28 protein-coding genes are annotated in these 26,111 nt (G+C 70.1%); 17 read left to right on the top strand and 11 right to left on the bottom strand.

The genetic code is table 11. The features are described from left to right. Positions 1-31 precede the first annotated feature (31 nt). The gene (locus AYO52_RS00960) at positions 32-835 is read left to right on the top strand and encodes a DUF1707 domain-containing protein (protein ID WP_156523483.1); all 804 of its coding nucleotides are present in this window, start codon (positions 32-34) and stop codon (positions 833-835) included. Continuing rightward, entirely contained in the window at positions 832-1,767 is a 936-nt protein-coding gene (locus AYO52_RS00955; RefSeq protein WP_082923662.1) for a DUF1707 domain-containing protein, read from the top strand. Before AYO52_RS00960 ends, AYO52_RS00955 begins: the two co-directional genes overlap by 4 nt. 19 nt (positions 1,768-1,786) lie before the next feature. Here AYO52_RS00955 and AYO52_RS00950 read toward each other — a convergent pair whose 3' ends face one another. Beyond that, positions 1,787-2,821, bottom strand: coding sequence for an LLM class F420-dependent oxidoreductase (locus tag AYO52_RS00950; protein WP_067712126.1), 1,035 nt, complete (start codon positions 2,819-2,821; stop codon positions 1,787-1,789). Between the two features lie 105 nt (positions 2,822-2,926). On the opposite strand from AYO52_RS00950, the gene AYO52_RS00945 reads away from it, so the two are divergent. The 5 genes from AYO52_RS00945 to AYO52_RS00925 are packed head-to-tail and all read left to right on the top strand — an operon-like array spanning position 2,927 to position 7,648. Then, positions 2,927-3,946: a Zn-ribbon domain-containing OB-fold protein gene (locus AYO52_RS00945; protein WP_253701704.1), complete on the top strand. Its 1,020-nt coding sequence runs from the start codon at positions 2,927-2,929 to the stop codon at positions 3,944-3,946. Between the two features lie 12 nt (positions 3,947-3,958). Next, on the top strand, positions 3,959-5,020 hold the full coding sequence (locus AYO52_RS00940) for a thiolase domain-containing protein (protein WP_067711871.1): 1,062 nt from the start codon (positions 3,959-3,961) through the stop codon (positions 5,018-5,020). After that, entirely contained in the window at positions 5,017-6,225 is a 1,209-nt protein-coding gene (locus AYO52_RS00935; protein ID WP_067711868.1) for a thiolase domain-containing protein, read from the top strand. Before AYO52_RS00940 ends, AYO52_RS00935 begins: the two co-directional genes overlap by 4 nt. Beyond that, complete coding sequence (locus AYO52_RS00930; RefSeq protein ID WP_067711864.1) at positions 6,222-6,740, top strand: nuclear transport factor 2 family protein; 519 nt, start codon at positions 6,222-6,224, stop codon at positions 6,738-6,740. The genes AYO52_RS00935 and AYO52_RS00930 overlap by 4 nt, the downstream gene beginning before the upstream one ends. A gap of 2 nt (positions 6,741-6,742) precedes the next feature. After that, positions 6,743-7,648: a TIGR03619 family F420-dependent LLM class oxidoreductase gene (locus AYO52_RS00925; protein ID WP_067712120.1), complete on the top strand. Its 906-nt coding sequence runs from the start codon at positions 6,743-6,745 to the stop codon at positions 7,646-7,648. Positions 7,649-7,679: 31 nt separating this feature from the next. Here the strand turns inward: AYO52_RS00925 and AYO52_RS00920 are convergent, their stop codons facing one another. Beyond that, the gene (locus AYO52_RS00920; protein ID WP_067711861.1) at positions 7,680-8,696 is read right to left on the bottom strand and encodes an alpha/beta fold hydrolase; all 1,017 of its coding nucleotides are present in this window, start codon (positions 8,694-8,696) and stop codon (positions 7,680-7,682) included. A gap of 180 nt (positions 8,697-8,876) precedes the next feature. After that, positions 8,877-10,121, bottom strand: a complete 1,245-nt coding sequence (locus AYO52_RS00915) for a cytochrome P450 (protein WP_067711858.1) — start codon at positions 10,119-10,121, stop codon at positions 8,877-8,879. Positions 10,122-10,364: 243 nt separating this feature from the next. On the opposite strand from AYO52_RS00915, the gene AYO52_RS00910 reads away from it, so the two are divergent. From AYO52_RS00910 to AYO52_RS00895, 4 genes are all read left to right on the top strand, one after another. Then, positions 10,365-11,531 (top strand): steroid 3-ketoacyl-CoA thiolase, encoded by a 1,167-nt coding sequence (locus tag AYO52_RS00910; protein ID WP_067711854.1) that lies wholly within the window; start codon positions 10,365-10,367, stop codon positions 11,529-11,531. Position 11,532: 1 nt separating this feature from the next. After that, positions 11,533-12,117, top strand: coding sequence for a hypothetical protein (locus tag AYO52_RS00905; RefSeq protein ID WP_067711851.1), 585 nt, complete (start codon positions 11,533-11,535; stop codon positions 12,115-12,117). Positions 12,118-12,191: 74 nt separating this feature from the next. Then, a complete protein-coding gene (locus tag AYO52_RS00900; protein ID WP_082923676.1) occupies positions 12,192-12,623 on the top strand; it encodes a nitroreductase family deazaflavin-dependent oxidoreductase in 432 nt (143 codons plus the stop codon). Positions 12,624-12,777: 154 nt separating this feature from the next. Beyond that, positions 12,778-14,352: a hypothetical protein gene (locus tag AYO52_RS00895; RefSeq protein WP_067711844.1), complete on the top strand. Its 1,575-nt coding sequence runs from the start codon at positions 12,778-12,780 to the stop codon at positions 14,350-14,352. Between the two features lie 91 nt (positions 14,353-14,443). Here AYO52_RS00895 and AYO52_RS00890 read toward each other — a convergent pair whose 3' ends face one another. Continuing rightward, positions 14,444-15,361, bottom strand: a complete 918-nt coding sequence (locus tag AYO52_RS00890) for an SDR family oxidoreductase (protein WP_067711841.1) — start codon at positions 15,359-15,361, stop codon at positions 14,444-14,446. Between the two features lie 41 nt (positions 15,362-15,402). Further along, positions 15,403-16,194, bottom strand: a complete 792-nt coding sequence (locus AYO52_RS00885) for an SDR family oxidoreductase (protein ID WP_067711837.1) — start codon at positions 16,192-16,194, stop codon at positions 15,403-15,405. Positions 16,195-16,270: 76 nt separating this feature from the next. On the opposite strand from AYO52_RS00885, the gene AYO52_RS00880 reads away from it, so the two are divergent. From AYO52_RS00880 to AYO52_RS00860, 5 genes are all read left to right on the top strand, one after another. Continuing rightward, positions 16,271-17,065, top strand: coding sequence for an enoyl-CoA hydratase family protein (locus AYO52_RS00880; protein ID WP_067711834.1), 795 nt, complete (start codon positions 16,271-16,273; stop codon positions 17,063-17,065). A gap of 68 nt (positions 17,066-17,133) precedes the next feature. Next, positions 17,134-17,991, top strand: coding sequence for a CoA-transferase (locus AYO52_RS00875; RefSeq protein ID WP_253701720.1), 858 nt, complete (start codon positions 17,134-17,136; stop codon positions 17,989-17,991). Continuing rightward, positions 17,991-18,776, top strand: a complete 786-nt coding sequence (locus AYO52_RS00870; RefSeq protein WP_067711826.1) for a CoA-transferase subunit beta — start codon at positions 17,991-17,993, stop codon at positions 18,774-18,776. The genes AYO52_RS00875 and AYO52_RS00870 overlap by 1 nt, the downstream gene beginning before the upstream one ends. After that, on the top strand, positions 18,773-19,855 hold the full coding sequence (locus AYO52_RS00865; RefSeq protein ID WP_067711823.1) for a nitronate monooxygenase family protein: 1,083 nt from the start codon (positions 18,773-18,775) through the stop codon (positions 19,853-19,855). Before AYO52_RS00870 ends, AYO52_RS00865 begins: the two co-directional genes overlap by 4 nt. Before the next feature lie 154 nt (positions 19,856-20,009). Then, a complete protein-coding gene (locus AYO52_RS00860; protein WP_067711821.1) occupies positions 20,010-20,672 on the top strand; it encodes a hypothetical protein in 663 nt (220 codons plus the stop codon). An 88-nt stretch (positions 20,673-20,760) separates the two neighbouring features. Here the strand turns inward: AYO52_RS00860 and AYO52_RS00855 are convergent, their stop codons facing one another. From AYO52_RS00855 to AYO52_RS00845, 4 genes are all read right to left on the bottom strand, one after another. Continuing rightward, on the bottom strand, positions 20,761-21,930 hold the full coding sequence (locus AYO52_RS00855) for an acetyl-CoA C-acetyltransferase (protein ID WP_067711818.1): 1,170 nt from the start codon (positions 21,928-21,930) through the stop codon (positions 20,761-20,763). A gap of 27 nt (positions 21,931-21,957) precedes the next feature. Next, positions 21,958-22,539, bottom strand: a complete 582-nt coding sequence (locus tag AYO52_RS00850; protein ID WP_067711815.1) for a TetR/AcrR family transcriptional regulator — start codon at positions 22,537-22,539, stop codon at positions 21,958-21,960. 109 nt (positions 22,540-22,648) lie between these two features. Then, complete coding sequence (locus AYO52_RS18105) at positions 22,649-22,819, bottom strand: hypothetical protein (RefSeq protein WP_156523482.1); 171 nt, start codon at positions 22,817-22,819, stop codon at positions 22,649-22,651. Positions 22,820-22,840: 21 nt separating this feature from the next. Continuing rightward, positions 22,841-23,020, bottom strand: a complete 180-nt coding sequence (locus AYO52_RS00845; protein WP_067711812.1) for a hypothetical protein — start codon at positions 23,018-23,020, stop codon at positions 22,841-22,843. Positions 23,021-23,171: 151 nt separating this feature from the next. Here AYO52_RS00845 and AYO52_RS00840 point away from each other — a divergent pair, with 151 nt between their 5' ends. Then, complete coding sequence (locus AYO52_RS00840) at positions 23,172-24,002, top strand: hypothetical protein (protein WP_067711809.1); 831 nt, start codon at positions 23,172-23,174, stop codon at positions 24,000-24,002. Between the two features lie 36 nt (positions 24,003-24,038). Here the strand turns inward: AYO52_RS00840 and AYO52_RS00835 are convergent, their stop codons facing one another. Beyond that, positions 24,039-24,845, bottom strand: a complete 807-nt coding sequence (locus AYO52_RS00835) for an SDR family oxidoreductase (protein ID WP_067711807.1) — start codon at positions 24,843-24,845, stop codon at positions 24,039-24,041. Continuing rightward, entirely contained in the window at positions 24,842-26,089 is a 1,248-nt protein-coding gene (locus AYO52_RS00830) for an acyl-CoA dehydrogenase family protein (protein ID WP_067711804.1), read from the bottom strand. The genes AYO52_RS00835 and AYO52_RS00830 overlap by 4 nt, the downstream gene beginning before the upstream one ends. Positions 26,090-26,111: the final 22 nt, after the last annotated feature.

Raw genomic sequence — 26,111 nt, 5'->3', positions numbered from 1 at the left:
CGGCGAGCCGCCGGTGGTTACCCTCCTGCCCATGGCGCAGCATCGGATCCGCGCGAGCGACCCCCAGCGCGTCGCGACGTGGGAGCAGCTCGACGCCGCCGCTGCAGAAGGGCGCCTCGCCCCCCTGGATCACCTTCACCTCGGGTGGCAGGTGCGGTCGAGCGGATACGTCGATGAACTCCGGGCGATCCTCGCGGACCTGCCGGCCCCGGCCCGGTCGCCTTCCGAGGTGGCGGGCACCCGCTCCACTCCGGTCGCCCGGTCCCGCCGCGCGCCACGCGACCCGCTCGACACCGCCAAGTTGGTCGGCGCCTCGACCGTGGCGGGGCTCGCCCTTGTCGCCGGCGGGGTCCTCGCGCTGCGAGACGGTGCGTTCACCGGCCTCGTCGGCGGCACCGAGGACACGATCACCTCGAGCAGCGTCGATGAGGTCATCTCGTCTGCGCGTGCGAGGTTCGGCGACGCTCGTGTGGCCTCGCTCGACATCAGGGGCGACTACGCCCTCCTCCTCATCGAGGATCCGACAGACCCCGGGGCGGTCGACTCGTGGCGACGCGACGACCTGGGCGAGTGGGCCGCCGAAGGGGAGGCTTTCCGCCCCGTTGACGACCTCTCCGTTGCAATGGAGTCCATCGATGTACCGGCCGCCCTGGAGGCGGCTCGGCCCTCCGCGGCGGAGAACGGGCTCTCGGACGCAGATCTCGTGGGGATCGACGTGGGCCCGGACGCGCTCGCCCAGCCCACATACGAGATCACCGTGAGTCGTGAGGGTGACCGCGGGCACATAGTGGTGGGGCACGACAGGATCGTGAGAGAAGTCGGCGTCCCCCGATGAGCGCACCGCCCCCGCCCCCCGGTGGGCCCGCCCCGGAGCCGGCCACCGAGGACCGCAGGCGAGCCGTGTGGCAGATCCTGGACAACGCCTACACGGACGGCCGGATCGGCCCCCTCGAACATGGCGAGCGCAGCCGCGACGCCGCCCTGTCGACCACCCGCGACGACCTCGACTCACTGGTGGCCGACCTCAACAGGCGCTTGTTCGAACTGGAGGTACGCAGCCGGGGCCTGTCAGCCGACACCCCGCTCTCGGTACGGCGGACCAACGCGCGCGAGCGGATCGTCGCGAAGCGACCGCCCGGGCCTTCGACGCGGGGGCCGGCGGGGCGCAGGCGCCTGGCGAGCGGACTGCTGCGCGCGGTCCTGGCCAGCGCATTGGCCGTCGGCCTCATCGCCGGCCTGGACCACCTCGCCGGGAACACACCCTCCCCGGCCGGCGACACGGTGGACCGCCCGGCCTCCGTCGAGGTGATCCGCACGGCACCGGGACCACTGCTCACCGCCGAAGGGATGACCCGCGTCATCGATGCCGCACGCGACCAGCTCGACGACCCCACCGTGGAGCGGCTCGTCATCGAAGGCGACACCGCGCACCTGAGCCGCCCCGATCCGGACGATGCGGAGGCGACGCTGCACCACACCTTCCACGGTCGATGGCGGGACGGGATCACCAGCCGGCTGCCCGCGTCGCCCGGTTTCCCTGTGGCCGCGGTGGACGCGGAGACCGTGCTGTTCGCGATCGAGGCGACGCCCGCCCTGTTGGGAGCGCCCGGGGCGGTTCCGGACAGGGTGGTGATCTCCCCGGGTTCACCCCCCTCCGGCTCCGGGCCCCCGCCCGTCTACGCGGTCAGAGTCTCGCTCACGGACCGACCCGGCTGGGTCACGGTCGGCCCCGGTCGCGAGATCCTGGAGGTCGGCGACGGCGGTTGACCCTCGGGACCGGCCCACGTCAGTCGATGAACTGCGCGATCGTCTCGATCTCCTCGACCGACCGGGCGGTCACCACGAGCATGGTGATGCCCGCGGCCTCCCACTCGGCGATCTGCGACCGCACCGAGTCGGCATCACCGATGATCGCGGTGGCCTCGACCATCTCGTCCGGGACCGCGGCGGTGGCCTCGTCCTTGCGGCCGGAGCGGAACAGTTCGGTGATGCGGTCCACGTCGTCGCCGAAGCCCATGCGACGGAACGCCTCGGCGTGGAAGTTCTTCTCCTCGGCGCCCATGCCGCCCGCGTACAGGGCGGTGAACGGCTTGTACGCGTCGAGGACGCCGCGGCGGTCGTCCGTCACGTGGAGCTGGCACAGGAAAGCCACCTCGAAGTCCTCGCGGGTGCGGCGCGCCCCGGGTCGGGCGAACCCCTCGTCGAGCCACGCGTTGAACTCGTGGGCGGTGCGCGGCGAGGCCAGGAAGCCCAGCCAGCCGTCGGCGATCTCTGCGGCCAGGGCCACGTTCTTGGGCCCCTCGGCACCCAGCCAGATCGGCACGTCCTCGCGCAGCGGATGCAGGATCGGCTTGAGCGGCTTGCCCAGCCCGGAGGCGTCCGCGCCCCGGTAGGGCAGGGCGTACGCGGGACCGTCGGAGGTCACGGGCTCCTCGCGCCGCAGCACCTTCCGGATGATGTCGATGTACTCCCGCGTCCGCGCCAGCGGCTTGGCGAAGGCCTGCCCGTACCAACCCTCCACGACCTGCGGCCCCGAGACGCCCAGCCCCAGGCAGAACCGGCCGTTCGAAAGATGGTCGAGGGTCATGGTGCTCATCGCGGTGGCCGTGGGCGTACGCGCCGAGAGTTGTACGACGGCCGTCGACAGTCGGATTCGTTCGGTGAGCGAGCCGTACCAGGCCAGCGGCGTGAAGGCGTCCGAACCCCAGGCCTCGGCGGTGAAGACGGTGTCGAAGCCCGCCCTGTCCGCCGCCACCACGAGGTCGGCATGGTTGGTGGGCGGCTGGGCGCCCCAGTATCCGAGCTGCAACGCGAATTTCATGGACACCAGTGTGACCCACACCTCTCCGCGGCGGGGGCGGCGACCCGGATCAGCGTGTCGGGGAAACTCACACACCGGCCGGTGGAACGTGTTCTACTTGTGCGCGTGACATCCAGAGAGATCGTTGTCGATATCACCCCACCGGACGAGCCCGTGCTCTCGGCGTCCCTGTCACCGTCGTTCGACTACACACGGTCGACCGGCCCCGTGCTGGGAGCGTTCTTCACCGGCCTACGCGAGCGACGCCTGGTCGGTAACCGCGATTCCCGCGGCACCGTGCACCTGCCGCCGGTCGAGTTCGACCCCCACACACGCCGGGCCCTCACGGAATCCGTGGAAGTGGGATCCGGTTCCGCGATCGAGGGCCTCGTCGTCGCATGGACCTGGGTTCCCGCTCCCACCGAGGTCAACCCGCTCGACACCCCGTTCGCGTGGGCGCTCGTGCGGTTCGACGGCGCGGACACCGCCATGCTCCTGCCGCTGGCCGCCGACGGCCCCGACGCGGTGAGCACCGGGATGCGTGTCCGCCTGCGGTGGGCCGCCGAGCGCACCGGCACCATCCACGACATCGCGTGCGTGGTCCCCGCCGACGCGCCGGGTGACACCGGAGGCGACGACGACGAGGTCCCGCGGTCCGAGTCCGAGCCCGTCACCATCGTGGTGACGCCGATCGGACTGTCGGTCACCCACACGGCCGGACCCGCCGAGAGCGAGTACCTGCGCGCGATCGTGCAGGGCAAGGTGCTGGGGCGGCGCCGCTCCAACGGCCCCGAGGTCTACGTGCCCCCGCGTGACTACTGCCCGTCCGACGGCGTGGCCATGGGCGAGTACGTGGAGGTCGCCGACGTGGGCACCGTGACCACGTTCGGCATCGTCAACGTGCCGTTCGCCGGCCAGGAGATCAAGCCCCCGTACGTCACCGCCTACATCCTGCTCGACGGCTCCGACGTCCCCATCCAGCACCTGGTGCTGGGCTGCGAGGCGTCCGAGGTGCGGATGGGGATGCGCGTGCGCGCTGTGTGGACGCCCGAGTCCGAACGGCCCGCCTCGATGAAGGCCATCGCCCACTTCGAGCCCACCGGCGATCCCGACGCCGATCCCGACACCTATGCCGATCACCTGTAGAGGACACCACCCGTGACCCCCAACGCTCCCCGGGACGTGGCCGTCGTCGGATTCGCCCACGCCCGCCACACCGAGTCCACCTTCGGCACCACCAACGGTGTCGAGATGCTCGCCCCCGTCTTCGCCGAGTGCTACCGGCAGACCGGACTGGACCGCACCGACATCGACTTCTGGTGCTCCGGCTCGTCCGACTACCTGGCCGGCCGCGCCTTCTCGTTCATCTCCGCCGTCGACTCCATCGGCGCGGTCCCCCCGATCTCCGAGTCGCACGTCGAGATGGACGCCGCATGGGCGATCTTCGAGGCCTACCTCAAGATCGCCTCCGGCCAGGCCGACACGGCCCTCGTCTACGGGTTCGGCAAGGCCTCGGCCAGCACCGACCTCGACACCGCCCTGGCGCTGCAACTCGACCCCTACACCGTCGCCCCGCTGTGGCCCGGCCGGCACCACGTCGCCGCACTGCAGGCCCGCGCCGGCATCGACGCCGGCCGCTGGTCCGAGGCGGAGATGGCCGCGGTCGCCGCCCGCGCGACCGGCCGCGACGAGAAGGACCTGCTCGCCGAGCCGTACGTGGCCGACCCGCTGCGTCGGCACGACTGCCCGCCCGTCACCGACGGCGCCGGCGCGATCATCCTCGCCTCCGCCGATCGCGCCCGCGAGCTGATCGACACCCCGGCGTACATCACCGGGATGGAGCACATCGCCGACTCCGCCGAGTTCGGCGCACGTGACCTCACCGACTCCCCGTCCGCCCGCGCCGCCGCCGTCCGCGCGACCGGCTCGTCCGGGGACCGCCCCGACCTCGGTGGTGTCTCGGTGGCCGAGCTCCACACCCAGTACACCCACCAGGAGCTCCTCCTGCGCGGCGCGCTGGGCATCTCCGACGACGTCGCCGTCACCCCGTCCGGCGGCTCGTTGCTCGCCGACCCGCTGTTCTCCGCGGGCCTCGAGCGCATCGGCTACGCCGCCCACAGCATCTGGGAGGGCCGCTCCGAGCGCGCCCTCGCCCACGCCACCAGCGGCCACCTGCTGCAGCAGAACCTCATCTGCCTCCTGGAAGGACGCACCGCATGAGCGCTCCCGCATCCGGAACCCACGGCTCCGGTCTGCCCGCCGCCGTCCTCGGGACCGGCCAGACCCACCACGTCGCCCGCCGCACCGACGTCTCCATGGCCGGGCTCTGCCGCGAGGCCATCGATGCCGCAATGACCGACGCCGGGGTCGGCTGGGACGACATCGACGCCGTGATCGTCGGCAAGGCCCCCGACCTGTTCGAGGGCGTCATGATGCCCGAGCTGATGATGGCCGACGCTCTCGGCGCCGTCGGCAAACCGCTGCTGCGCGTCCACACGGCCGGGTCCGTCGGCGGCTCGACCGCTGTCGTCGCCGCGTCCCACGTCCAGTCCGGCCGCTACCGCCGGGTGCTGGCAGTGGCGTGGGAGAAGCAGTCCGAGTCCAACGCCATGTGGGCGCTCAGCCTGCCCGTGCCGTTCACCGCGCCCGTCGGGGCCGGCGCGGGCGGCTACTTCGCCCCCCACGTGCGCTCCTACATCCGCACCACCGGGGCGCCCGAGCACGTGGGCGCGATGGTCGCGGTCAAGGACCGCCTCAACGGTTCGGTCAACCCGCACGCCCACCTCAAGCAGCCCGACATCACGATCGACAAGGTGCTGCAGGGACAGATGTTGTGGGACCCCATCCGGTTCGACGAGACCTGCCCCTCCTCCGACGGCGCGTGCGCGATAGTCATCGGCGATGCCGAGGCGGCCGAGGCCGTGGAGTCCGCCGGCCGACAGGTCGCGTGGGTCCACGCCACCGCGCTGCGCACCGAGCCCGGGACCTTCGCCTACCGCAACTACCGCAGCCCGCAGGCCGGCCGTGACGCCGCCGCCGCCCTCTGGGCCGAGGCCGGGATCACCAACCCGGCAGAGGAGATCGACGCGGCCGAGATCTACGTGCCGTTCTCCTGGTTCGAGCCCATGTGGCTGGAGAACCTCGGGTTCTGCGCGGAGGGCGAGGGGTGGCGCATGACCGAGTCCGGTGCCACCGCGCGCGACGGCTCCCTGCCGGTCAACCCGTCCGGCGGCGTGCTGTGCTCGAACCCCATCGGCGCGTCCGGCATGCTCCGGTTCGCCGAGGCCGCCCGCCAGGTGATGAACCGGGCGGACGAGCACCAAGTCCCCGGCGCGCGCAAGGCCCTGGGCCACGCGTACGGCGGTGGATCCCAGTACTTCTCCATGTGGGTCGTGGGGACCGACCGTCCGGAGCGTCACTCATGAGCAACCCCTATCTGGACGCCGACGGGCAGTACCGCCCGCTCGAGATGAGCGACGCAGCGCTGGCGAGTCCCGCCTACGCCGCCGCGCGCCGCTCGTGGGCCGCGACCAACACCGGCGACCGCGACGCCTGGATCGCCGGTTGGAACCCCGAGGGCACCATCGAGGATCCCGTGGGCCCGTCGATGTTCGACGCCGAGGGCCTCGGCCACACCGGCACGGAGAGGCTGCTGGAGTTCTGGGAGAAGGCCGTGGCCACCCCGGATCACATCGAGTTCCGGTTCGACCGCGGGATCGCCGCGGGCGACGAACTCCTCTGCGTCGGCACCATGCGCACCCACATGGGCTCCAGCATCATGGAGATCGACATCGCCGTGGACTACCGTGTCGACGCCGACGGTCGCCTGATCAACCTCCGCGCCTTCTGGGAGCAGGACGTGGCCATGGCCTCGGGCCTGCGTGCACTCACGGACGACGACAAGGCCGCCATCGCCGGCGCCGCAGGAAAGAGCGAGTGACCATGAGCCGCGTAGCGGACGTCGAGTTCTCCGTCCCCGTCTCCTTCTCCCCCGTCGACCAGTACCTCGACATCGCACGCGGCGCCGAGGCCGCGGGTATCGACCGGATCGTGCTGCCCGACTCGCTGTTCCACCCGCGGCGTCAGGACAAGGACTACCCGTACACGCCGGACGGCTCGCGGATGTGGGACGAGAACACCGAGTGGGTGGAGCCGCTCATCGCCTGCGCCGCCATGGGCGGGGCGACCTCCCGGATCAGGTTCTGTCCGCAGGTGCTCAAGGTGGGCCCGCGCAACCCGCTGCTGCTCACCCGGCAGGTGGGCTCGGTCGCGTTGCTCACCGGCAACCGGCTGGACCTGGGCGTGGGCATCGGCTGGGACCCCAACGAGTTCGAATGGTGCGGCGCGCCGTTCAAGGGCCGCGGCAAACGCACCGACGAGTCGCTGGCCATCATGCGAGAAGGCCTGCGCGGCCAGTGGATGGAGTTCCACGGCGACCACTTCGACTTCGACGAGCTCATCTTCACCCCGGCGCCGTCCGAGCAGGTCCCCTTCTACGTCGGCGGCCACACCGAGATCGCGCTCAAGCGCGCCGCCCGCGTCGGCCAGGGCTGGACCAGCGCGATGATGGGGTTCGACGACATCGTCGCCACCGTCACCCGCCTGGGCGAACTGCTCGAGGAGCAGGGGCGCTCGCTGGCCGACCGCGGCGACGGCAAGCGCTTCGCCATCCAGGTGGTGTGCCTGGACCGCTACGGCTCGAAGGGCTTCGCCGAGCTCGCGGAGGCCGGCGTCACCGACATCATCGTCATGCCGTGGCTGATCGAGGGCCACGGCTACGACTGCACGGCCGAGCAGAAGGTCGAGTCGATCGCCCGCTTCGGCGAGAAGTACGGCCTCACGCCCTAGTTGCACGGGGCGCTTCGGCGCGTGATGCCCCTCAGGCGGGCAGGTGCGCAGCGACGTCGTCCCGGCAGGCGAGGATCTCCCGGTGCGTGTCCTGCGTGGCCTCGAGGTGCATGAGGTGTCCCGCCGGCGCCGTGATCGCGCGGACCATCCGCACGTCGTCGTGGTAGCGGTCGAGCTTGGTCAACGGGTCGCGGCCGTGGAAGCCCTCGAGGTCCGGGTCGTGCTCGGAATAGAGGAAATAGAAGGGCACGGGATTGGTCTGCCGCTCGAACTCCTGTCGCGCGTGCCAGCTCACGTCCATCGCCCGGTACCGCTGCAGTGGCCCCGCGAACCCGGTGCGCGCGTACTCCTCCTCGTAGGTGTCCATCTCCTCGACCGACAGCCACGGCCACGGCAGCGGCGGCGCCTCGGGCAGCGCGTCGAGATAGGTGGAGCCGGGCGGATGCTGCCACACGTCGAGGTAGTGATAATTCGCCGACAATGCCCAGAAGACGCGGGTGAGGAATTCACGCTCGCGCCCCGCCAGGTCGGCCTCGGCCACACCGGGCTGCGCGAAGTAGTGCAGGTGGAGGAAGTGTTTCTGCGCCATCATCGCCGACCCCTCCAGGGGCGGGACCGACCCGGCGGTGCTCATGAACGGGTTCTCCATCCCGATCACCGCGCGGACCCGCCCGGGTTCGAGGTGGCACGTGTCGTAGGCGACTCCGGCGCCGAAGTCGAAGCCCACCAGTACCACCCGGCCCGCGTCCTCGGCATCCCAGACGGCCACCACGTCGTCGACGACCTCACGCGGCGCGTACGCCGCGACGTCCGTGGGCGCGTCCGACCCGCCCATCCCGCGCAGGTCGGGGGCGATGACCCGCCATCCGGCCGCGGTCAGGTCGGGGATCAGGCGGTGCCACGTGAACCAGAAGTGCGAGAAACCGTGCAGGAGGACCACGGTCCCGGTGCCGTCGCCGGTCGGCGCCGTGGCGGACCGGGGGTCGGGGTCGGCGACCACGTAGTGCAGTCGGACGCCGTCACGGTCGACGGTGCGGTGGTCGATCATGGTGATAACCTTGCCTGTTCGATGGGGCCGACGGGATCGGTTCGGGGTGTGTGCGAGGTCGGACGCCGACGACGACAAGGTCACCCCTCCCCCGAGACGAGAGCCCCGGCCCGGCCTGCGGAACAGGCGGGACCGGGGCTGACCGGCCGGGGGCCGGGTCTGGCTGCTCGCTGTGTCAGGTCAGTGCATGACCGGGCACTTGAAGTCGACCTTCCAGTCCTGGATCGCGTTGAGCCAGCCCGAACGCAGACGCGTCGAGTCCCCCAGCGAGGTGATGTCCGGCATGTGATCGGCGATCGCGTTGAAGATCAGCTCGATCTGCAGCTTGGCCAGGTTGGCGCCGATGCAGTAGTGCGGGCCGTTGCCGCCGAACGTCAGATGCGGGTTCGGGTCGCGGGTGATGTCGAACGTGAACGGATCGGAGAAGACGTCCTCGTCGAAGTTCGCCGAGCCGTACATGATCGCGGCACGGTCACCCTTCTTCATGGTCACCCCGCCGATCTCCACGTCTTCGGTGGCAGTGCGCTGGAACGAGGTGATCGGGGAGGCCCACCGCAGGATCTCGTCGTAGGCGGTCGCCGGGCGCTCGCGCTTGAACAGCTCCCACTGGTCCGGGTTCTCGAGGAACGCGATCATCCCGTGGGTCGTGGCGTTGCGGGTGGTCTCGTTGCCCGCCACCGCGAGCAGGACCACGAACCAGCCGAACTCGTCGGAGGTGAGCTTCTCGCCGTCGACATCGGCCTGGATGAGCTTGGTGACCAGGTCGTCACGGGGGTCGGTCTCGCGCTTGGTGGCCAGCTCCTGGGCGTAGGAGAGCACCATGGCGTTGGCCATCTGCGACTCCTCGACCTTGCCGGGGACGTCGTAGCTGGTCATCTGGTTGGACCACTCGAAGATCTGGTGACGGTCCTCCAGCGGGATGCCGATGAGCTCGGCGATCGCCTGGAGCGGGAGCTCGGAGGCGACGTCGACGATGAAGTCGCCGCTGCCCTTCGCCGCCGCGGTCTCGACGATGTTCTTGGCCTTCTCGGCGAGGTGCTCGCGCATCTTCTCGATGTTGCGCGGGGTGAACCCCTTCGAGATGATCCGCCGGTACTTCTTGTGCTCCTCGCCGTCCTGGTTGATGAACAGCAGGCGGGTGAGCTCGACGATCTCCCGCTCGGTGCCGGGGGCGAAGCGCGGGATGGCGGTGTTCTCGAAGGTGGAGAAGACCTCGTTGGTCCGGCGCGAGATCTCCTTGACGTCCTCGTGCTTGGTGACGACCCAGTAGCCGTCGTCGTCGAAACCGTCGACCCCGGGGGCCTTGGCGCACCACCAGATCGGCTCGGTCCGGCGGAGGTGGGCCCACTCGGGATGCGGTAGGCGCTTCTCGTAGAGCTCCGGATCCGTGAAATCGAACCCCTCGGGAATGGTGACTGGCTGCACTGGCACTCCTTGACCACGTCTGATTGCGTCTCGTGCTCGAACGGCGCCGGGACATCTCTGCCCTCACCCCGCAATGTAATCTAGAACACGTTATAGGCACCATACTGGAACACGTTCACTTCTGGGTCGTCGTTCCTGATCGCCCGGAGCGCCCGGTCGCCCCCCGCACCGCGAACTCGGAATCCCCCGCCGGGTGACGTAAACTAGAACTCGTTCTAACCTTGCTTCCAAAGGAGCGCATCCATGGGAAATCCCGTCATCGTCGAGGCCGTCCGGACCCCGATCGGAAAGGCTCGCGGCGCACTGTCGGGCCTGCACCCCGCGCACCTGCTGGGGGCCTCGCAGAAGGAGGTCATCCGGCGCGCCGGGATCGACGCCGCGCTCGTCGAGCAGGTCGTCGGAGGGTGCGTCACCCAGGCCGGCGCCCAGGGGAACAACGTCACCCGCGGTGCCTGGCTGGCGTCGGGACTGCCGTGGCAGACGGCGTGCACGACCATCGACTGCCAGTGCTCGTCCGCGCAGCAGGCCAATCACTTCATCGCCAACCTCATCCACGCGGGGGCGATGGACGTCGGGATCGCGTGCGGTGTCGAGTCGATGAGCTGGATCGCGCTGCGCGCCGCCGTCGGCGACGGCTCCAACGGGATGCCCCGCCCGGACGACTGGGACGTCGACCTGCCCGACCAGTTCACCGCCGCCGACCGGATCGCGAAGCGCCGCGGGCTGAGCCGCGCCGACCTCGAGGAGCTGGGTGTCCGGTCCCAGGCCAACGCGAAGCGCGCGTGGGAGGAGGGCCGCTTCGATCGCGAGACCTTCGCCGTCGACGCCCCCGAGCGCCTCAAGGACGGCACCTACACCGGTGAGACGGTGACGGTCACCCGCGACCAGGGGTTGCGCGACACCACCGCCGAGGCACTGGCGTCCCTCAAGCCCGTCATGGAGGGCGGACTGCACACCGCCGGCACCTCCAGTCAGATGTCCGACGGTTCGGCCGCCGTCCTGCTCATGGACGAGGACGTGGCCAGGGCGCACGGACTGAAGCCACGGGCACGGATCCTGCACCAGGCACTCGTGGGCGGCGAGCCCGAGTACCACCTCGACGGCCCGGTCCAGGCCACCCAGCGGGTACTCGACCGCTCCGGCATGTCGATCTCGGACTTCGATCTCTTCGAATGCAACGAGGCGTTCGCCTCCGTGCTCCTAAGCTGGGCGCAGGTGCACGGGCCCGACATGGACAAGGTCAACGTCAACGGAGGGGCCATCGCGATCGGCCACCCCGTCGGCAGCACCGGGTCCCGGCTCATCACCACCGCCCTGCATGAGCTCGAGCGCACGGACGGCGAGCGCGCCCTCATCACGATGTGCGCGGGAGGCGCCCAGGCCTCGGCCAGCATCATCGAGAGGATCTGACATGAGTAACGTCATCGAGGCCGCAGCGGGACGTCGGCGGGAGATCTTCGCCGCCATCTCCTCGGCCAACGGCACGGACGACGCGGTCCAGGCCATCTCGCACCTCCTCGCCGTGTCGGCAGACGAGGCGCGCGAGGTCCTGGGGGCCCCGCTGGAGTCGTTCGTCGGCGTCACCACCGAGCACCCGGTCTCGGCCGGGCCGTCCGGTTTCGAGCTCCATCCGTTCAAGGACTCGGACGATCACCGTTCGCTGTACCACTCCCGCTCCTCCGATTCCTCGTCGGCGACCGGCGGCGAGTGGGACGAGAACCGCACCGAACAGGAGCGCCGCGACGGCCTCAGCCGGATCGACGAGGAGTCGGCGATGTGGTTCGTCGCCGTGGACACCGCGCGCGGTTCCGCCGTGGGCCTGGTGTTCGGCGAGCAGATCAATGACGGCGACGTGGACGTGGCGATCTGGATCCGCCCGGAGGAACGCAAGCGTGGCTATGGCCTGCTCTCGCTCAAGGAGAGCCGTCGCGAGCTGGCCGCGTTCTTCCCGGGCAAGCACGTGATCGTCCGCGCACCGCTGCCGAGCGGCAAGTGACGGACCCCCGCCCCGAGACGGGCGTCGACGACCCCCGGCGTGGCGCGCCGTGGGTCGTCGGCGTGATCAAGGTGATGTCGCGGGTCAACACGTGGCTCTACCAGCGCACGGGCGGCCGCGTGGGTGGTAACTGGCGTGTGGGTTCGGCGCTGCGGGCGCCGGTTCCGGTGTGCCTGGTGACGACGACGGGCCGCAAGAGCGGTCAGCCGAGAACCGTGCCACTGCTACATATTCCCGACGGCGATCGCGTCCTGCTGGTCGCCTCCCAGGGCGGCCTGCCCACGCATCCCCAGTGGTACCGCAATGTCCTGGCCGATCCGTCCGTCACCGTCCAGGTGGGCCGCCGTGTCAGGTCGATGACGGCGAGGGAGGCCATTCCGGTCGAGCGTGCGGAACTCTGGCCGCGGCTCGTCGAGCGGTACGCGGACTTCGCTGAGTATCAGGCAAACACGAGCCGGGTCATCCCCGTCGTGATCTGCGAGCCCCGCACGCGCACCGAAAGCTGACCGATCACCTTCACGCAGTTCAGAAGCGGTGACCGCCGTCAACACCACTGACGCACCGATTCGGTCGGTAACTATTGACAAAAGTTCATTCTCAGAGAAGTCTTATGCAACGAGGGGCACACACGTGCCCTACACCGCTGAAAGGACTTGTCTCGTGAAGAACACCACCAGGGCCGCAGCTCTCGTCGCCGCCGCAGCTCTTGCATCTTCGGGCGCCACCGGCGTCGCCAATGCTCAGTCCGGAGATTTCGAGATCCCGATCCTCGGTGGTCTGACGACCTCTGCCGATATCGAATTCCCCAACATGGGGTCGACCGACCTGGGCTCCATGGAGCTGATCCCCGGCTCTGCGGGCGTCATCCCCGAGGGCTCGACCGGCGGCATCGGTGAGGGCTCCACCGAGCTCGGCGGTTCCGCTGACTTCACCGGCTCCGGCGGAATCATCTCCGACGGTCTCGCCGGCTCGCTTGAAGGCGGCTCGGTGACCACGGTCATCGACTCGGTCAGCGGCTCGGTCGACAACCTTTCGGGGTCGTCCACCGGTCTCAGCGGCTCGCTCGGCGCCTTCACCACGGCACTGACCGGCTCGATCTCTGACGGCGGCTCACTCAGCGGCGTGCTCGACGGTGTCGAGGGCTCCCTCGGCGACGGCGGCTCGCTCACCGGCGTCCTCGACGGCGTTGAGGGATCCATCACCGGTGGTTCGCTGACCAGCGTCATCAACGGCGTAGCCGGCTCCCTCGGCGACGGCGGCTCACTCAGCGGCGTGCTCGACGGTGTCGAGGGCTCCCTCGGCGACGGCGGCTCGCTCACCGGCGTCCTCGCCGGTGTCGAGGGCTCCCTCGGCGACGGCGGTTCGGCAGGCGACGTCACCACGGGTGTCGGCGGCTCGCTCACCGACATCGGCACGGGCATCACGGGTTCGCTCGGCGACGGTGGTTCGGCCGGCGACATCACGACCGGCCTCCAGGGCTCGATCGAGAACGGCGGCTCTCTCGAGAGCATCACCGACGCGGTCGCGGGTTCGCTCGGCGACGGCGGCTCGATCGCCGGCATCCTCGGGGCTTCGGAGGGCTCGATCGCCAACCTGTCGGGCTCGCTGACGGACCCCGAGACCGGCCTGTTGGGTTCCGTCACCGGCGGCTACCTCACCCAGGGCATCGTCGGCTCGCTCGACGTGGTCACCAACTCGCTCGCCGGGCCGGACTCCGGTCTGCTCGGCTCGATCACCGGCAACGGTGGCTCGACTGGCCAGAGCTCCGACGCGATCACCACCATCTCCACTGACAGTGCCTACGTGGGCATCGGCTCTGCCGAAGAGCTGACCGGAGTCAACGGTTCGCTCACCGCCTTCACCGGCTCGCTCGAGAACGGCTCGCTGCAGGGCACGGCGTCCGCGGACAACGGCTCGCTGCGCGCCACGGCGTCCACCGACACCGCGTCCGGCGTCGGCACCAACGCCTCACTCGAGAGCGTCACCAGCATCGAGTCCAGCGTCGGCGGCGGCCTGCTCCCGATCCTGTCTGTGGGTGGAGCGCTCGCCCTCGGTGGTGCCGCTGCCGGCGCCGCCTTCGGCGGCGACCTCCGCCTCCCGGCCCTGCCGCCGCTGCCGGGCGTCCATATCCCGGGCATCTGCGACCTGCCGCACGACATGGTCGACCAACTGGCCAACTCCGGTTCGGGCATCGCCGACCAGGAGTGCCTCCACCCGGAGCGCGAGGGGAACTGATGATCCCCTCCTGACGGACGTCAGCAACTGACGCCCTCAGACGACGTGGCCCCGCACCGACAGGTGCGGGGCCACTGGCTTAGTCAGCGCGTCAGCGCGCGCCGTAGACCGGAACCGGGGCCGGCGACTCGGCGAGCAGTCGCGGAACCACGGAGCCGAGTTCGGCCGGGTCCCACTTGGCGCCCTTATCCTCGGAGGCGGCGCGCTGCCACCCGTCGCAGACGGTGACCCTGCCGCCCTCGACCTCGAAGACGCGGCCGGTGACGTCGCCTGAGGCCTCCGAGCCCAGCCACACAACGAGCGGCGAGATGTTGGCCGGGTCCATGGCGTCGAACGAGCCGTCCTCAGGGGCGGCCATCTGCGAGGCCATGCCCTCGCCCGCCGACGTCGTCATGCGCGTACGCGCAGCGGGCGCGATCGCGTTGGCCGTGACACCGTAGCCCTTCATCTCGGCGGCGGTCTGAATGGTCAGCAGGGCGATGCCGGCCTTGGCGGTGGCGTAGTTGCCCTGGCCGACAGAGCCGAACAGTCCGGCGCCCGACGAGGTGTTGATGACGCGGGCGGCGCGGGGGCGGCCGGCCTTGGATTCGGCTCGCCAGTACTCGGCGGCGTGACGCATCGGCGCGAAGTGGCCCTTGAGGTGGACTCCTGTGACCTTGTCCCACTCCTCCTCGGACATGCCCACGAGCATCTTGTCGCGGAGGAAACCGGCGTTGTTGACCAGCACGTCGAGCCCACCGAAGGTGTCGACGGCCTGCTGGACGAGCTCGCGCGCGCCGTCCCACGACGAGATGTCGTTGCCGTTGACCACGGCTTCGCCGCCGGCGGCCTTGATCTCGGCGACGACCTGCTCGGCGGGGTGCTCCCCCACGTCGGAGCCGTCGATGCCGGCGCCGAGGTCGTTCACGACGACCTTCGCGCCCTCGGCGGCGAAGGCCAGTGCGTGCTCACGGCCGATGCCGCGGCCGGCGCCGGTGACGATGACGACGCGTTCGTCGCAGATTCCCATGTGTGTCTCCTTGCTGAAAGTTGCAGTGCGTGTGTTCTGGGTCAGTGCTTGTTCTCGGCGGTGGAGGCCGCCAGGAACGCGGGCTTCTCGCCACCGCCGTGGACGAGCAGCTGCGCGCCGGTGATGTAGGCGGCGAGCGGCGAGGCGAGGAACGCGGCGGCGCGGCCCACGTCGGCGGGCTCGGCCATGCGCCCCATGGGGATGGTGGCGTCGACGGCGGCCACCCCGTCTGCGTCTCCGTAGTGCATCTCGGCGAGCTCGGTCTTGACGGGGCCCACCACCACGGAGTTCACGCGCACGGCCGGGGCCCACTCCACGGCGAGCGACTGCGTGAGCGAGTCGATGCCGGCCTTGGCGGCGCCGTAGGAGGCGGTGCCGGGCGAGGGTCGGTGGCCGGAGACGGAGGAGATGTTGATGATCGCGCCGCCGAGTTGGCCGTCGGGCCCGTCCGCGGTCATGACCCGGTGGGCCTCCTGCAACACGGTCAAGGCCGACAGCAGGTTGAGGGCGACGATCTTGGAGTGGAAGTTCGCGCTGGCGTCCGCGGCGAGGGCGAACGGCGCGCCCCCCGCGTTGTTCACCACCACGTCCAGGCGTCCGTGATCGGCGACGATTCTGTCGATCATCGCGCGAACCGCATCCGCGTCACGCAGGTCGACGGAGTGGAACTCCAGGTCGGCAACGTCGGAGCCCTCGTCAGCGGGGCGGCGCGCGCAGGTCACGACCACCGCGCCGGCCTCCCGGAAGACCGTGCTGATGCCGGCGCCCACGCCGCGTACGCCGCCCGTGACGAGGACGACCTTCCCCGCCAGACCCAGATCGATGTTCGTCATGCGTGCTAGCCTACCAAGCAAGCGTTTGGTTAGTCACTGTGCCGTCCCGGACGGCGGTGGCGTGGGAAGGAGCTCCATGGGCATCAACGTCGACAAGGGCGCAGACGGGATAGCCACCGTCACGGTCGACTACCCACCTGTCAACGCCATCCCGTCCGCGGGATGGTTCGAACTCGGCGAGCAGATCCTCGCCGCGGGCCGCGACCCCGACGTCCACGTCGTGATCCTCCGGGCCGAGGGCCGGGGATTCAACGCGGGCGTCGACATCAAGGAGATGCAGGACTTCGAGGGGTTCGACCACCTGCTGGCCGCCAACCGCGGCTGCTACGTCGCGTTCAACGCCGTCTATGAGTGCGCGGTCCCCGTCATCGCCGCGGTGAACGGGTTCTGCGTGGGCGGCGGGATCGGCCTGGTGGGCAACGCCGACTGCATCGTCGCCTCCGACGATGCGGTGTTCGGCCTGCCCGAGGTGGACAGGGGGGCGCTCGGCGCCGCCACGCACCTGGCCCGGATGGTCCCCCCGCACATGATGCGCACCCTGTACTTCACCTCGCGCAACGTCACAGCGCAGCAGCTCCACTCGTGGGGCACGGTGTACGACGTGGTCCCCCGCGACCAGCTGGACGCCGCGGCACGCGACCTCGCGGAGACCATCGCGGCCAAGGACACGCGGGTCATCCGGGCGGCCAAGGAAGCCATCAATCACATCGACCCCATCGACGTGAAGTCCTCGTACCGCATGGAGCAGGGCTTCACCTTCGAACTCAACCTCGCCGGCGTGGCCGACGAGCACCGTGACGAGTTCGTCAAGACTGGGACGAATCTGGACAAGCGAGTCAAGCGATCCGAGAGGACGGGCGAGAACAAGTGACGACGACCCCCACCCCGCGCGACAAGCGCACGAGCTTGGACGAGGCCGTCTCGCGCCTCTCCAGCGGCATGACCATCGGAATCGGCGGATGGGGCTCGAGGCGCAAGCCGATGGCGCTCGTCCGCGCGATCCTGCGTCGCGAGGATCTCACCGACCTCACCGTGATCTCCTTCGGCGGCCCGGACCTGGGCCTGCTCTGCTCCGCCGGGAAGGTATCCAAGGCCTACTACGGCTTCGTCTCACTGGACTCCGCCCCGTTCTACGACCCGTGGTTCGCGCGGCGCCGCACCGAGGGAGCGATCGACTCCCGCGAGATGGACGAGGGCATGGTCCGCGCCGGACTCACCGCCGCCGCGCACCGCCTGCCGTTCCTGCCCACCCGCGCGGGCCTGGGTTCAGACGTCTTCCGATTCTGGGGCGACGAACTCAAGACCGTCGACTCGCCGTACGAGGTCGACGGCAAGACCGAGACCCTGGTCGCGATGCCCGCCCTGCGCATGGATGCCGCGCTGATCCACCTGGACAAGGCGGACAAGCACGGCAACGCCGCGTTCACCGGCGCGGACGGGTACTTCGACGATCTCTACGCCATGGCCGCGGACACCGTCCTGCTCGAGACCGACGAGATCGTCGACTCCGCGGACGCCCTGATGAACGAGGTCGGCCCGCAGCGCATGCTGCTCAGCCGCATGTTCGTCGACACCGTCTCCGAGGCCCCGAACGGCGCCCACTTCACGTTCGCGGGTGGCTACGGCCGTGACGAGGCGTTCCAGAAGCACTACGCCGCGTCCGCGAAGGAAGAGACCTCGTGGAAGGCGTTCGTCGACGAGTTCCTGTCCGGGTCCGAGGAGGACTACCAGAAGGCCGTCACCGCGTTCGCGGAGAAGGCCGCTGCCGAGAAGGCCGCCCAGAAGGGAGCCAAGTGATGTCCGACGTCACCACCGAGTCCGCCACCACTCAGTCCATCAGCAGGGCCGAGTACTGCGCTGTCGCCTGCGCGGAGATCTTTGCCGGCGCCGGTGAGATCTTCGCTTCGCCGATGACCCCGATGGCCACCATCGGCGCGCGTCTGGCCCGGCTCACCACCGAGCCGGACCTGCTCATCACCGACGGCGAGTACCGATTCCTCGGCCAGACCCCGCCGCTGGGCAAGACCATCGACTTCGAGGGGTACATCCCGTTCCCCCGCGTGTTCGACGTCCTGCAGGCCGGCACCCGCCATGTGGTGATGGGCGCCAACCAGATCGACCGCTTCGGCAACCAGAACCTCTCAGCTTTCGGCGACGACGTGCAGAAGCCCACCCGCCAGATGTTCGGCCTGCGCGGGGCGCCCGGCAACTCGATCAACCACGCCACCAGCTACTGGGTGGGCAAGCACTCCTCGCGCGTGTTCACGGACAAGGTCGACGTCGTCTGCGGCGTCGGTTATGACCGCTACACCGAGGGTGACCCCGCCTTCCGCTACCACCACATCCACCGGGTGGTCTCCAACCTGGGCGTGTTCGACTTCGGCGGCGCCGACCGCAGCATGCGTGCGATCAGCCTGCACCCCGGCGTCACGGCCGACGAGGTCGCGGAGAACACGGGCTTCGAGATCGAGGGCCTGGCCGACGCCGCGGTCACCCGCGACCCCTCGGCCGAGGAGCTGCGCATCATCCGCGAGGTGCTGGACCCGCGCGGGTTCCGCGACCGCGAGGTGCCGGCCGCATGAACGCGCCGACACTGTCCACGGCCTTCACCGAGCTCGTCGGTGTCGAGTACCCGATCGTCCAGACGGGCATGGGCTGGGTCTCCGGACCCGAGCTGACCGCGGCCACGGCCAACGCCGGCGGACTGGGGATCATCGCCTCGGCCACCATGACCTACGCCGAGCTCGAGGACGCCATCGTGCGGACCAAGAAGCTCACTTCCAAGCCCTTCGGCGTCAACCTCCGGGCCGACGCCGAGGACGCCGCCGAGCGGTGCGAGCTGATGATCCGCCACGGGGTGAAGGTCGCGTCGTTCGCCCTCGCGCCCAAGCCGGAGCTGATCGCCCGGCTGAAGGAGAACGGCCTCGTCGTCGTCCCCTCCATCGGCGCGGCCAAGCACGCCGTCAAGGTCGCCTCCTGGGGCGCCGACGCGGTGATCGTCCAGGGCGGTGAGGGCGGTGGACATACTGGCCAGGTCGCCACCACCCTGCTCCTCCCCAGCGTCATCGACGCCCTCGGCGGCGCCGGCAACACCTCGATCCCCGTGGTCGCCGGCGGCGGTTTCTTCGACGGCCGCGGACTGGTCGCGGCACTGTCCTACGGCGCCGCCGGCGTCGCGATGGGCACCCGCTTCCTGCTCACCAGCGACTCGCAGGTGCCCGACGCCGTGAAGAAGCAGTACCTCGAGCGTGGGCTCCAGGACACCGTCGTCTCCACCCGTGTCGACGGGATGCCGCACCGCGTCCTGCGCACCGGCCTGGTCAACGCCCTCGAATCGGGCAGCCCCCTCAAGGGCATGGCCGCCGCCGTCCAGAACGCCAATAAGTTCAAGTCCATGACCGGGATGAAGTGGCAGCAGCTCGCCAAGGACGGCCTCAACATGAGGAAGGCGTCGGACCGGACGTGGCAGCAGATCGTCATGGCCGCCAACACCCCGATGCTGCTCAAGGCCGGGCTGGTCGAGGGCAACACCGAGGCCGGAGTCCTGGCCTCCGGACAGGTCGTGGGCATGATCGACGACCTGCCGAGCTGTGACGAACTGATCCAACGGATCATGACCCAGGCTCACGAACGCCTGGACGCGCTTCGCGAACTCGGCTGAGACACCATCGGACGGACGCCCCCACCTGTGTTCACAACAGGTGGGGGCGTTCGTCTTCGATAATCCCCACGTGTGGCGAACTCTTGGCTTACCCTTAGGCAGTTCACATATCAGGCGGGCTCGGCCCGTCCCATCCCCTCCGGAGGAACCCCTCATGTCCCGTACTGCTCTCCGCACCGCCGCCGCCCTCGGCGCGGCCACCGCACTGACCGGCGCCGGCGTCGGCGTCGCGGCCGCGACCACGGCCGACACCGCGACCGACGGCAATACGGTCTCGGTGACCTTTACGCTGGACGGGGGCTTCATCGACGGGGACGCCTGCGGTGCGCTTCTCGCGCCGACCTCGACGGCCGCCACCCTCGCGGGTCAGCTCGCGACCGCCACCGACACGAATCTCCTGGCCACTCTGCAGAACATCAGTGAGGCCCCCGGAGTGGAACTCCTCAAGGCCAACGGCTCCCCGGCCGTTCTGCTGGGGACCTTCGGCGACATCGGCGTGGACTCGGCCACCGTGTCCGCCACCGTCGACTCCAACGTCTACGCGCTGGTCACCTACTGCTCGTCCGATGACGCGCCCGGGGTCACCCCGTTCCTCCTCGTCGGCGATCCGGTCGAGGCCGTTATGGGCAGTGTCGCCACCGGCAGCGAGGGTGACCTGCTCGGCACTGCGTCCGCGATGCTCGGGGAGGCCGACGGCGAGGCCGGTGGCGGCCTCGGCCTCGACACCCTCTCGTCCGCGCTCGGCGGCGAGGCGGAGGGCGAGCTCGACCTGGCCGTCCTGTCCTCCGCGCTGGGCGAGACCGACGCCGCCAACTGACCCCTCACCGCGTCGGCCCGCCGGCGCATGAGACGGGCCCCGCACCGGCTGGTGCGGGGCCCGTCCCGTCGTTCGGGGGTCGTCGCCGTCAGGCGTCCAGGCGCTCGATGATCGTGACGTTGGCGGTGCCGCCGCCCTCACACATGGTCTGCAGTCCGTAGCGGCCGCCGGTGCGCTCGAGCTCGTTCAGCAGGGTGGCGAACAGCTTGGCGCCGGTCGCGCCGAGCGGGTGGCCGAGCGCGATGCCGCCGCCGTTGGGGTTGACCCGGGCCGGATCGGCGCCGGTCTCCTTGATCCAGGCAAGCACGACGGGGGCGAAGGCCTCGTTGATCTCCACCACGTCGATGTCGTCGATCGTCAGGCCGGTCTTCTCCAGCGCCCACTTGGTGGCCGGGATGGGTGCCGACAGCATCATCACCGGGTCGTCACCCCGGACGGTGAGGTGGTGGATGCGGGCGCGGGGCTTCAGGCCGTACTTCTCGACCGCCTCGGCGGAGGCGAGCAGCCCGGCGGAGGCGCCGTCACAGATCTGCGAGGCGACGGCGGCGGTGAGTGAGCCGCCCTCGGCCAGCACGGGCAGCGAAGCCATCTTCTCGAGGGTGGTCTCGCGCGTGGTCTCATCGGCCTCGAGGCCGGCCATCGGGACGTACTCGCTAGCGAACCGCCCCTCGGCGATCGCGGCGCGGGCGCGGGCGTGGGACTGCAGTGCCCACTCCTCCATCTCCCGGCGGGAGATGTCCCACTTGTCGGCCATCATCTGGGCGCCGTTGAACTGCGAGATCTCCTGGGAGCCGAAGCGCTCGACCCAGCCGGTGGAACCGGTGAACGGGTCGTCGAATCCGTACTCGCGCCCGGCGAGCATGGCCGACGAGATGGGCAGGGCGCTCATGTTCTGCACCCCGCCGAACAGGATCACGTCCTGGGTGCCGGACCAGATGGCCTGTGCGCCGAAGTGGATGGCCTGCTGACTGGAGCCGCACTGTCGGTCGACGGTCGTGCCCGGGACGCCCAGGGGCATCCCGGCGGCGAGCCAGGCGGAGCGGGCGATGTTGCCGGCCTGGGGGCCGATGGTGTCGACGCAGCCGAAGATGACGTCGTCGACGACCTCCGGGTCGATACCGGTGCGTTCGACGACCGCCTTGATGACGTGCGCGCCCAGGTCGGCCGGATGCTGTCCGGACAGGCTGCCGCCGCGCTTGCCGACGGGCGTGCGGACGGCGTCGATAACGTAGGCCTCGCGGCCGGTCACGCTGGTCATGTGTCTCCTCGGGAAGGGGTGGGAAGGTCAGCCGACGGCCAGGCCGTCGAGCACGATGTTGAGGTATTGGTCCGCGATGGCCGCGTGATCGTTCTCGTCGTCGGGCCGGTACCACCGCACGGCGACCCACACCGTGTCGCGCAGGAAGCGGTAGGTGAGCCGCACGTCGAGGTCACCGCGGAAGTCGCCGGACCCCATCCCCCGGGTGAGCACGTCGGTCCACATCTCGCGGAACTCGGTGTTGCGCTCACGGAGGTAGTCGAATCGCGGGTTGCCGCGCAGGTGCTTGAGTTCGTCCTGGTAGATGGCGACCTCGTCGCGGTCGCGGTGGATGGCCTCGAACGAGGCGCGGACCAGCTGTTCCAGGGTCTCCCGCGGGCCGAGGCCGGCCTCCACGATCCGACGGTATTCGCCGAAGAGTGCGTCGAGGAATCCGCGGAGGATCTCGTCGACGATCGCCTCTTTGGACGAGAAGTGGTGGTAGAGGCTCCCCGAGAGGATGCCCGCGGCGTCGGCGATGTCGCGGACGGTGGTCGCACGCAGGCCGCGTTCGGCGAAGAGCCCTGCCGCGATCGACAGGAGCTCCTCACGTCTGGTCGTGCTGGTCATACCCCGAGGGTACCAACCAAGCACTTGCTAGGTAGAGGTTCGGTCCTCCCCCGCGCCACCGAGCCCCCGGAAAGGTCCCCGGGGGCTCGGCCACTGTCGCGCGGTCGGGTCAGGAACCGAAACCCAGGAAGACGTACTCCAGGGTCGCGATGAGTGTTCCGGGAATGTTGAGGACCCCGTGGACGATGTCGCCGAGGGAGCCGGCCGGCAGGGAGGGGGCGAGGCCGTCGACCGATCCGTCGATCGTCTCGTGGAGGTCGTGCAGTGAGCCACTGAGCATGGTGTTCTCCGTTCGGTCGGATCAGGCGGGGCCGTGGGAGCCGAAGCCCCAGAACAGGTTGGACGAACCGTAGAGGAGGGCCGCGGGCAGCTTGAGCACGCCACCGATGACGTTGCCGGCCGATCCGGCCGGCACGATGCCGTCCACGGATCCCCACAGGTCGTCAGCGAGCCCTCCGAGCACGCCGCTGAGGTCAATCATTCTTCATCTCCGATGGTCGAGGGGGTTGACGACACTCAGCTTAGTGAGGCCCCCGACTGCCCGCGTGGCAGTCCCCCGGATTGCCACGCGGGCACCGGGCGCGGCGCACGGGCGCCGCCGCCCCGCCCACCTCGCCGCTAGACTCCGGCGCATGCGGACCACCTCACCACTGACCTCCCGCCCCTGTCGCACCCGTGCCCTCGCCGCGTCGGCGGTGCTCGGCCTGACGCTGGGGCTGGGCGCGTGCGCGACCGGGGAGGGGAACGACGACGAGGGCGGCACCGCCACCACCACCGCAGCGGCCGAGTCGGCCGAACCGGCGGGGTCGGCAGCGTCGTCGGAGTCTGCAGTGTCGTCGGAGCCCGCCGATCCGGGGTCGACCCCGCCGCCCGGCAAGGTCGAGCAGCTCGTCCTCACCGCCGAGGACGCCCCGGAGGTCGGGCTGCAACCCGTCCCCGCGGATGAGATCGCCGGCGGGATGGACGCACTCGGCGCGTTCACGTCCGATGTCCGCGTGGAGCCGGAGCAGTGCGCGGACATCAGTCAGGACGGCCCGGGCGCGCAGTCGGAGCCGGACGCGATGGCGATCCAGGCCGGCCAGGTCGGGGGCACCTCGTTCGCGGTGGCCGTGACCCGGGTGACCGACGGCCTGGCCGCGCGTGCGCAGCAGATCGAGGACTGCCCGGTCATGACGGTCGCGTTCCCGCTCCAGGGCGAGGAGATGATCACCGAGGCGCAGAACTCGCTGCTGGACGTCGACGCCCCGGAGGGGGTCGAGGACTTCGCGGCCGTCGTCCAGGACAACTCGATGACCATGATGGGTCAGACCATCCGGACGTCGAACGTGATGATCACGGGCGTCGTCCGCGGGCTCGGCATCTCCGTCACCGCGTCCGGCACCGACGGGCCGATCTCCGACGAGGCCCGGGACACCGCCCTCGAGCTCTTCGCATCGCAGGCGGAGAAGGTCCGGACCGCCTGACACCGCTGCCCGCCCGGCGCACCGGGCGGGCCGCCGTCAGGCGCGCTGCGAGGAGATGGAGACGACCTCCCCGGTGAGGTACGTGGTGTAGTCGCTGGCGAGCATGGCGATGGTCGCGGCGACCTCCCACACGTCGGCGGCCCGCCCGAAGGCCTCCTTGGCGGCGAGCTCGTCGAGCAGTTCCGCCGAGGCGGACTTCTCGAGGAACTTGTGGCGCGCGATCGACGGGGCGATGGCGTTGATCCGCACCCCGTAGTCGGCACCCTCGATGGCGGAGCAGCGGGTCAGCGCCATGACGCCGGCCTTGGCCGCGGCGTAGTGGGCCTGCGCCCGCTGCGCGCGCCAGCCCAGCACCGAGGCGTTGTTGACGATCACGCCGTTGTGCTCCGCGTCGCGGAAGTACCGCAGCGCCGCGCGCGTCGCGCGGAAGGTGCCGTTCAGGGTGATGTCGAGGACACGGTCCCAGTCCTCGTCGGTCATGTCGACGAGTTCGGTCTCGCCGCCGAGTCCAGCGTTGTTGATGAGCACGTCGATCCGGCCCAGCTTCTCCGCGGCACCGGCGATCAGCGCGTCGACGTCGGCGGTCGACTGGACGTTGCAGGTCAGCGACTCGATCTGCTGGTCCGGGAACTCGGCGGCGAGCGCGTCGCGGGCCTCGTTCATGCGGCGTTCGTGGAAGTCGGAGACCAGGACGTCGGCGCCCTCGAGCGCCGCGCGTCGGGCCGCCGAGAAGCCGATCCCGGTCCCGGCCGCCGCGGTCACCACGACCTTCTTGCCCTTGAGCAGTCCGTGTCCGGGGGTCTCCTCGGGGACGACGGCGAGGGGGGATTTCTGCTCGGTCATGACGGCCTTGCCTCTCGGGGTAGTCCGAGCACGCGCTCGGAGATGATGTTGCGCTGGATCTCGTTCGATCCGCCGTAGATGGTGTCGGAGCGGGTGAACAGGAAGAGCCGCTGCCACAGCGCGAGCTCGAGATTCTCGGGGTCGCGGAGGTCGTTCGGCGCACCCTCGGAGGTGTGGGTGGGACCGGTGAGGGACTGCGCCCCCTGCACCTCCATCGCGAGCTCGCCGAGGTCGCGGTGCCAGTTGGCCCACAGCAGCTTCGCGGCGGAGGCGTTGCCGCCGGAGGAGTCGCGATCGGCGAGGGTCCGCAGCGCGTGGGCACGGATGACCTTGAGCCCGATCCACGCGCGGGTGATGCGCTCGCGCACGGCGGGCACCTCGGCGCTGCCGTTGGCGCGGGCCATCGCGACGATCTCGTCGAGTTCGCGGGCGAAGCCGACCTGCTGGCCCAGGGTGGAGACCCCCCGCTCGAACTCGAGCAGGGTCATGGCCACCTTCCAGCCGTCGCCCCGCTCCCCCACGATCATGCCGGCGTCGGTGACCGCGTCGTCGAAGAAGACCTCGTTGAACTCGGAGGTCCCTGTCAGTTGCTGGATCGGGCGGATCTCCACGCCCGGCTGGTCGAGCGGGACCAGGAGGAAGCTCAGTCCCTTGTGCCGACTCGTACCCGCTTCCGTGCGGGCCACCACGAACACCCACTGACTGAGGTGCGCGAGCGAGGTCCACACCTTCTGCCCGTTGAGGTGCCACCTGCCGTCATCCCCGAGTTCGGCGGTCGTCGAGACGTTGGCCAGGTCGGACCCGGCTCCGGGCTCGGAGTACCCCTGAGCCCACAGTTCGGTGACGTCGATGATCCGCGGCAGGAAGCGGTCCTTCTGCTCCTTGGTCCCGTGGGCGATCAGGGTCGGGCCGAGGAGCGTCTCACCGAGGTGGGACACCCGCGCCGGGGCGTCCGCCTTGGCGTACTCCTCGTGGAACCGCACCTGCTGGCTCAGCGACGCACCGCGCCCGCCGTGCTCGACCGGCCAGCCGACGCAGGTCCACCCCGCCGCCGCCATGTGCCGCTCCCAGGCGAGGCGTTGCGGGAAGAACTCGTGTTCGCTGCCGGGGCCGCCGACGCCCTTGATCTCGGCGAACTCGCCGACGAGGTTGGCATCCAACCAGGTGCGGAACTCCGCCGCGAACTCGTCGTCGGTCATCTCCGACGCGGGCGTGCACTTCTCGGGTGCCGAACTCTCGGTCATACGCCCACACTACCAAGCACTT

The organism is Dietzia sp. 111N12-1 (genome assembly GCF_001658045.1).
GTDB lineage: Bacteria > Actinomycetota > Actinomycetes > Mycobacteriales > Mycobacteriaceae > Dietzia > Dietzia kunjamensis.
This window is presented reverse-complemented; position numbering and strand designations above follow the sequence as displayed.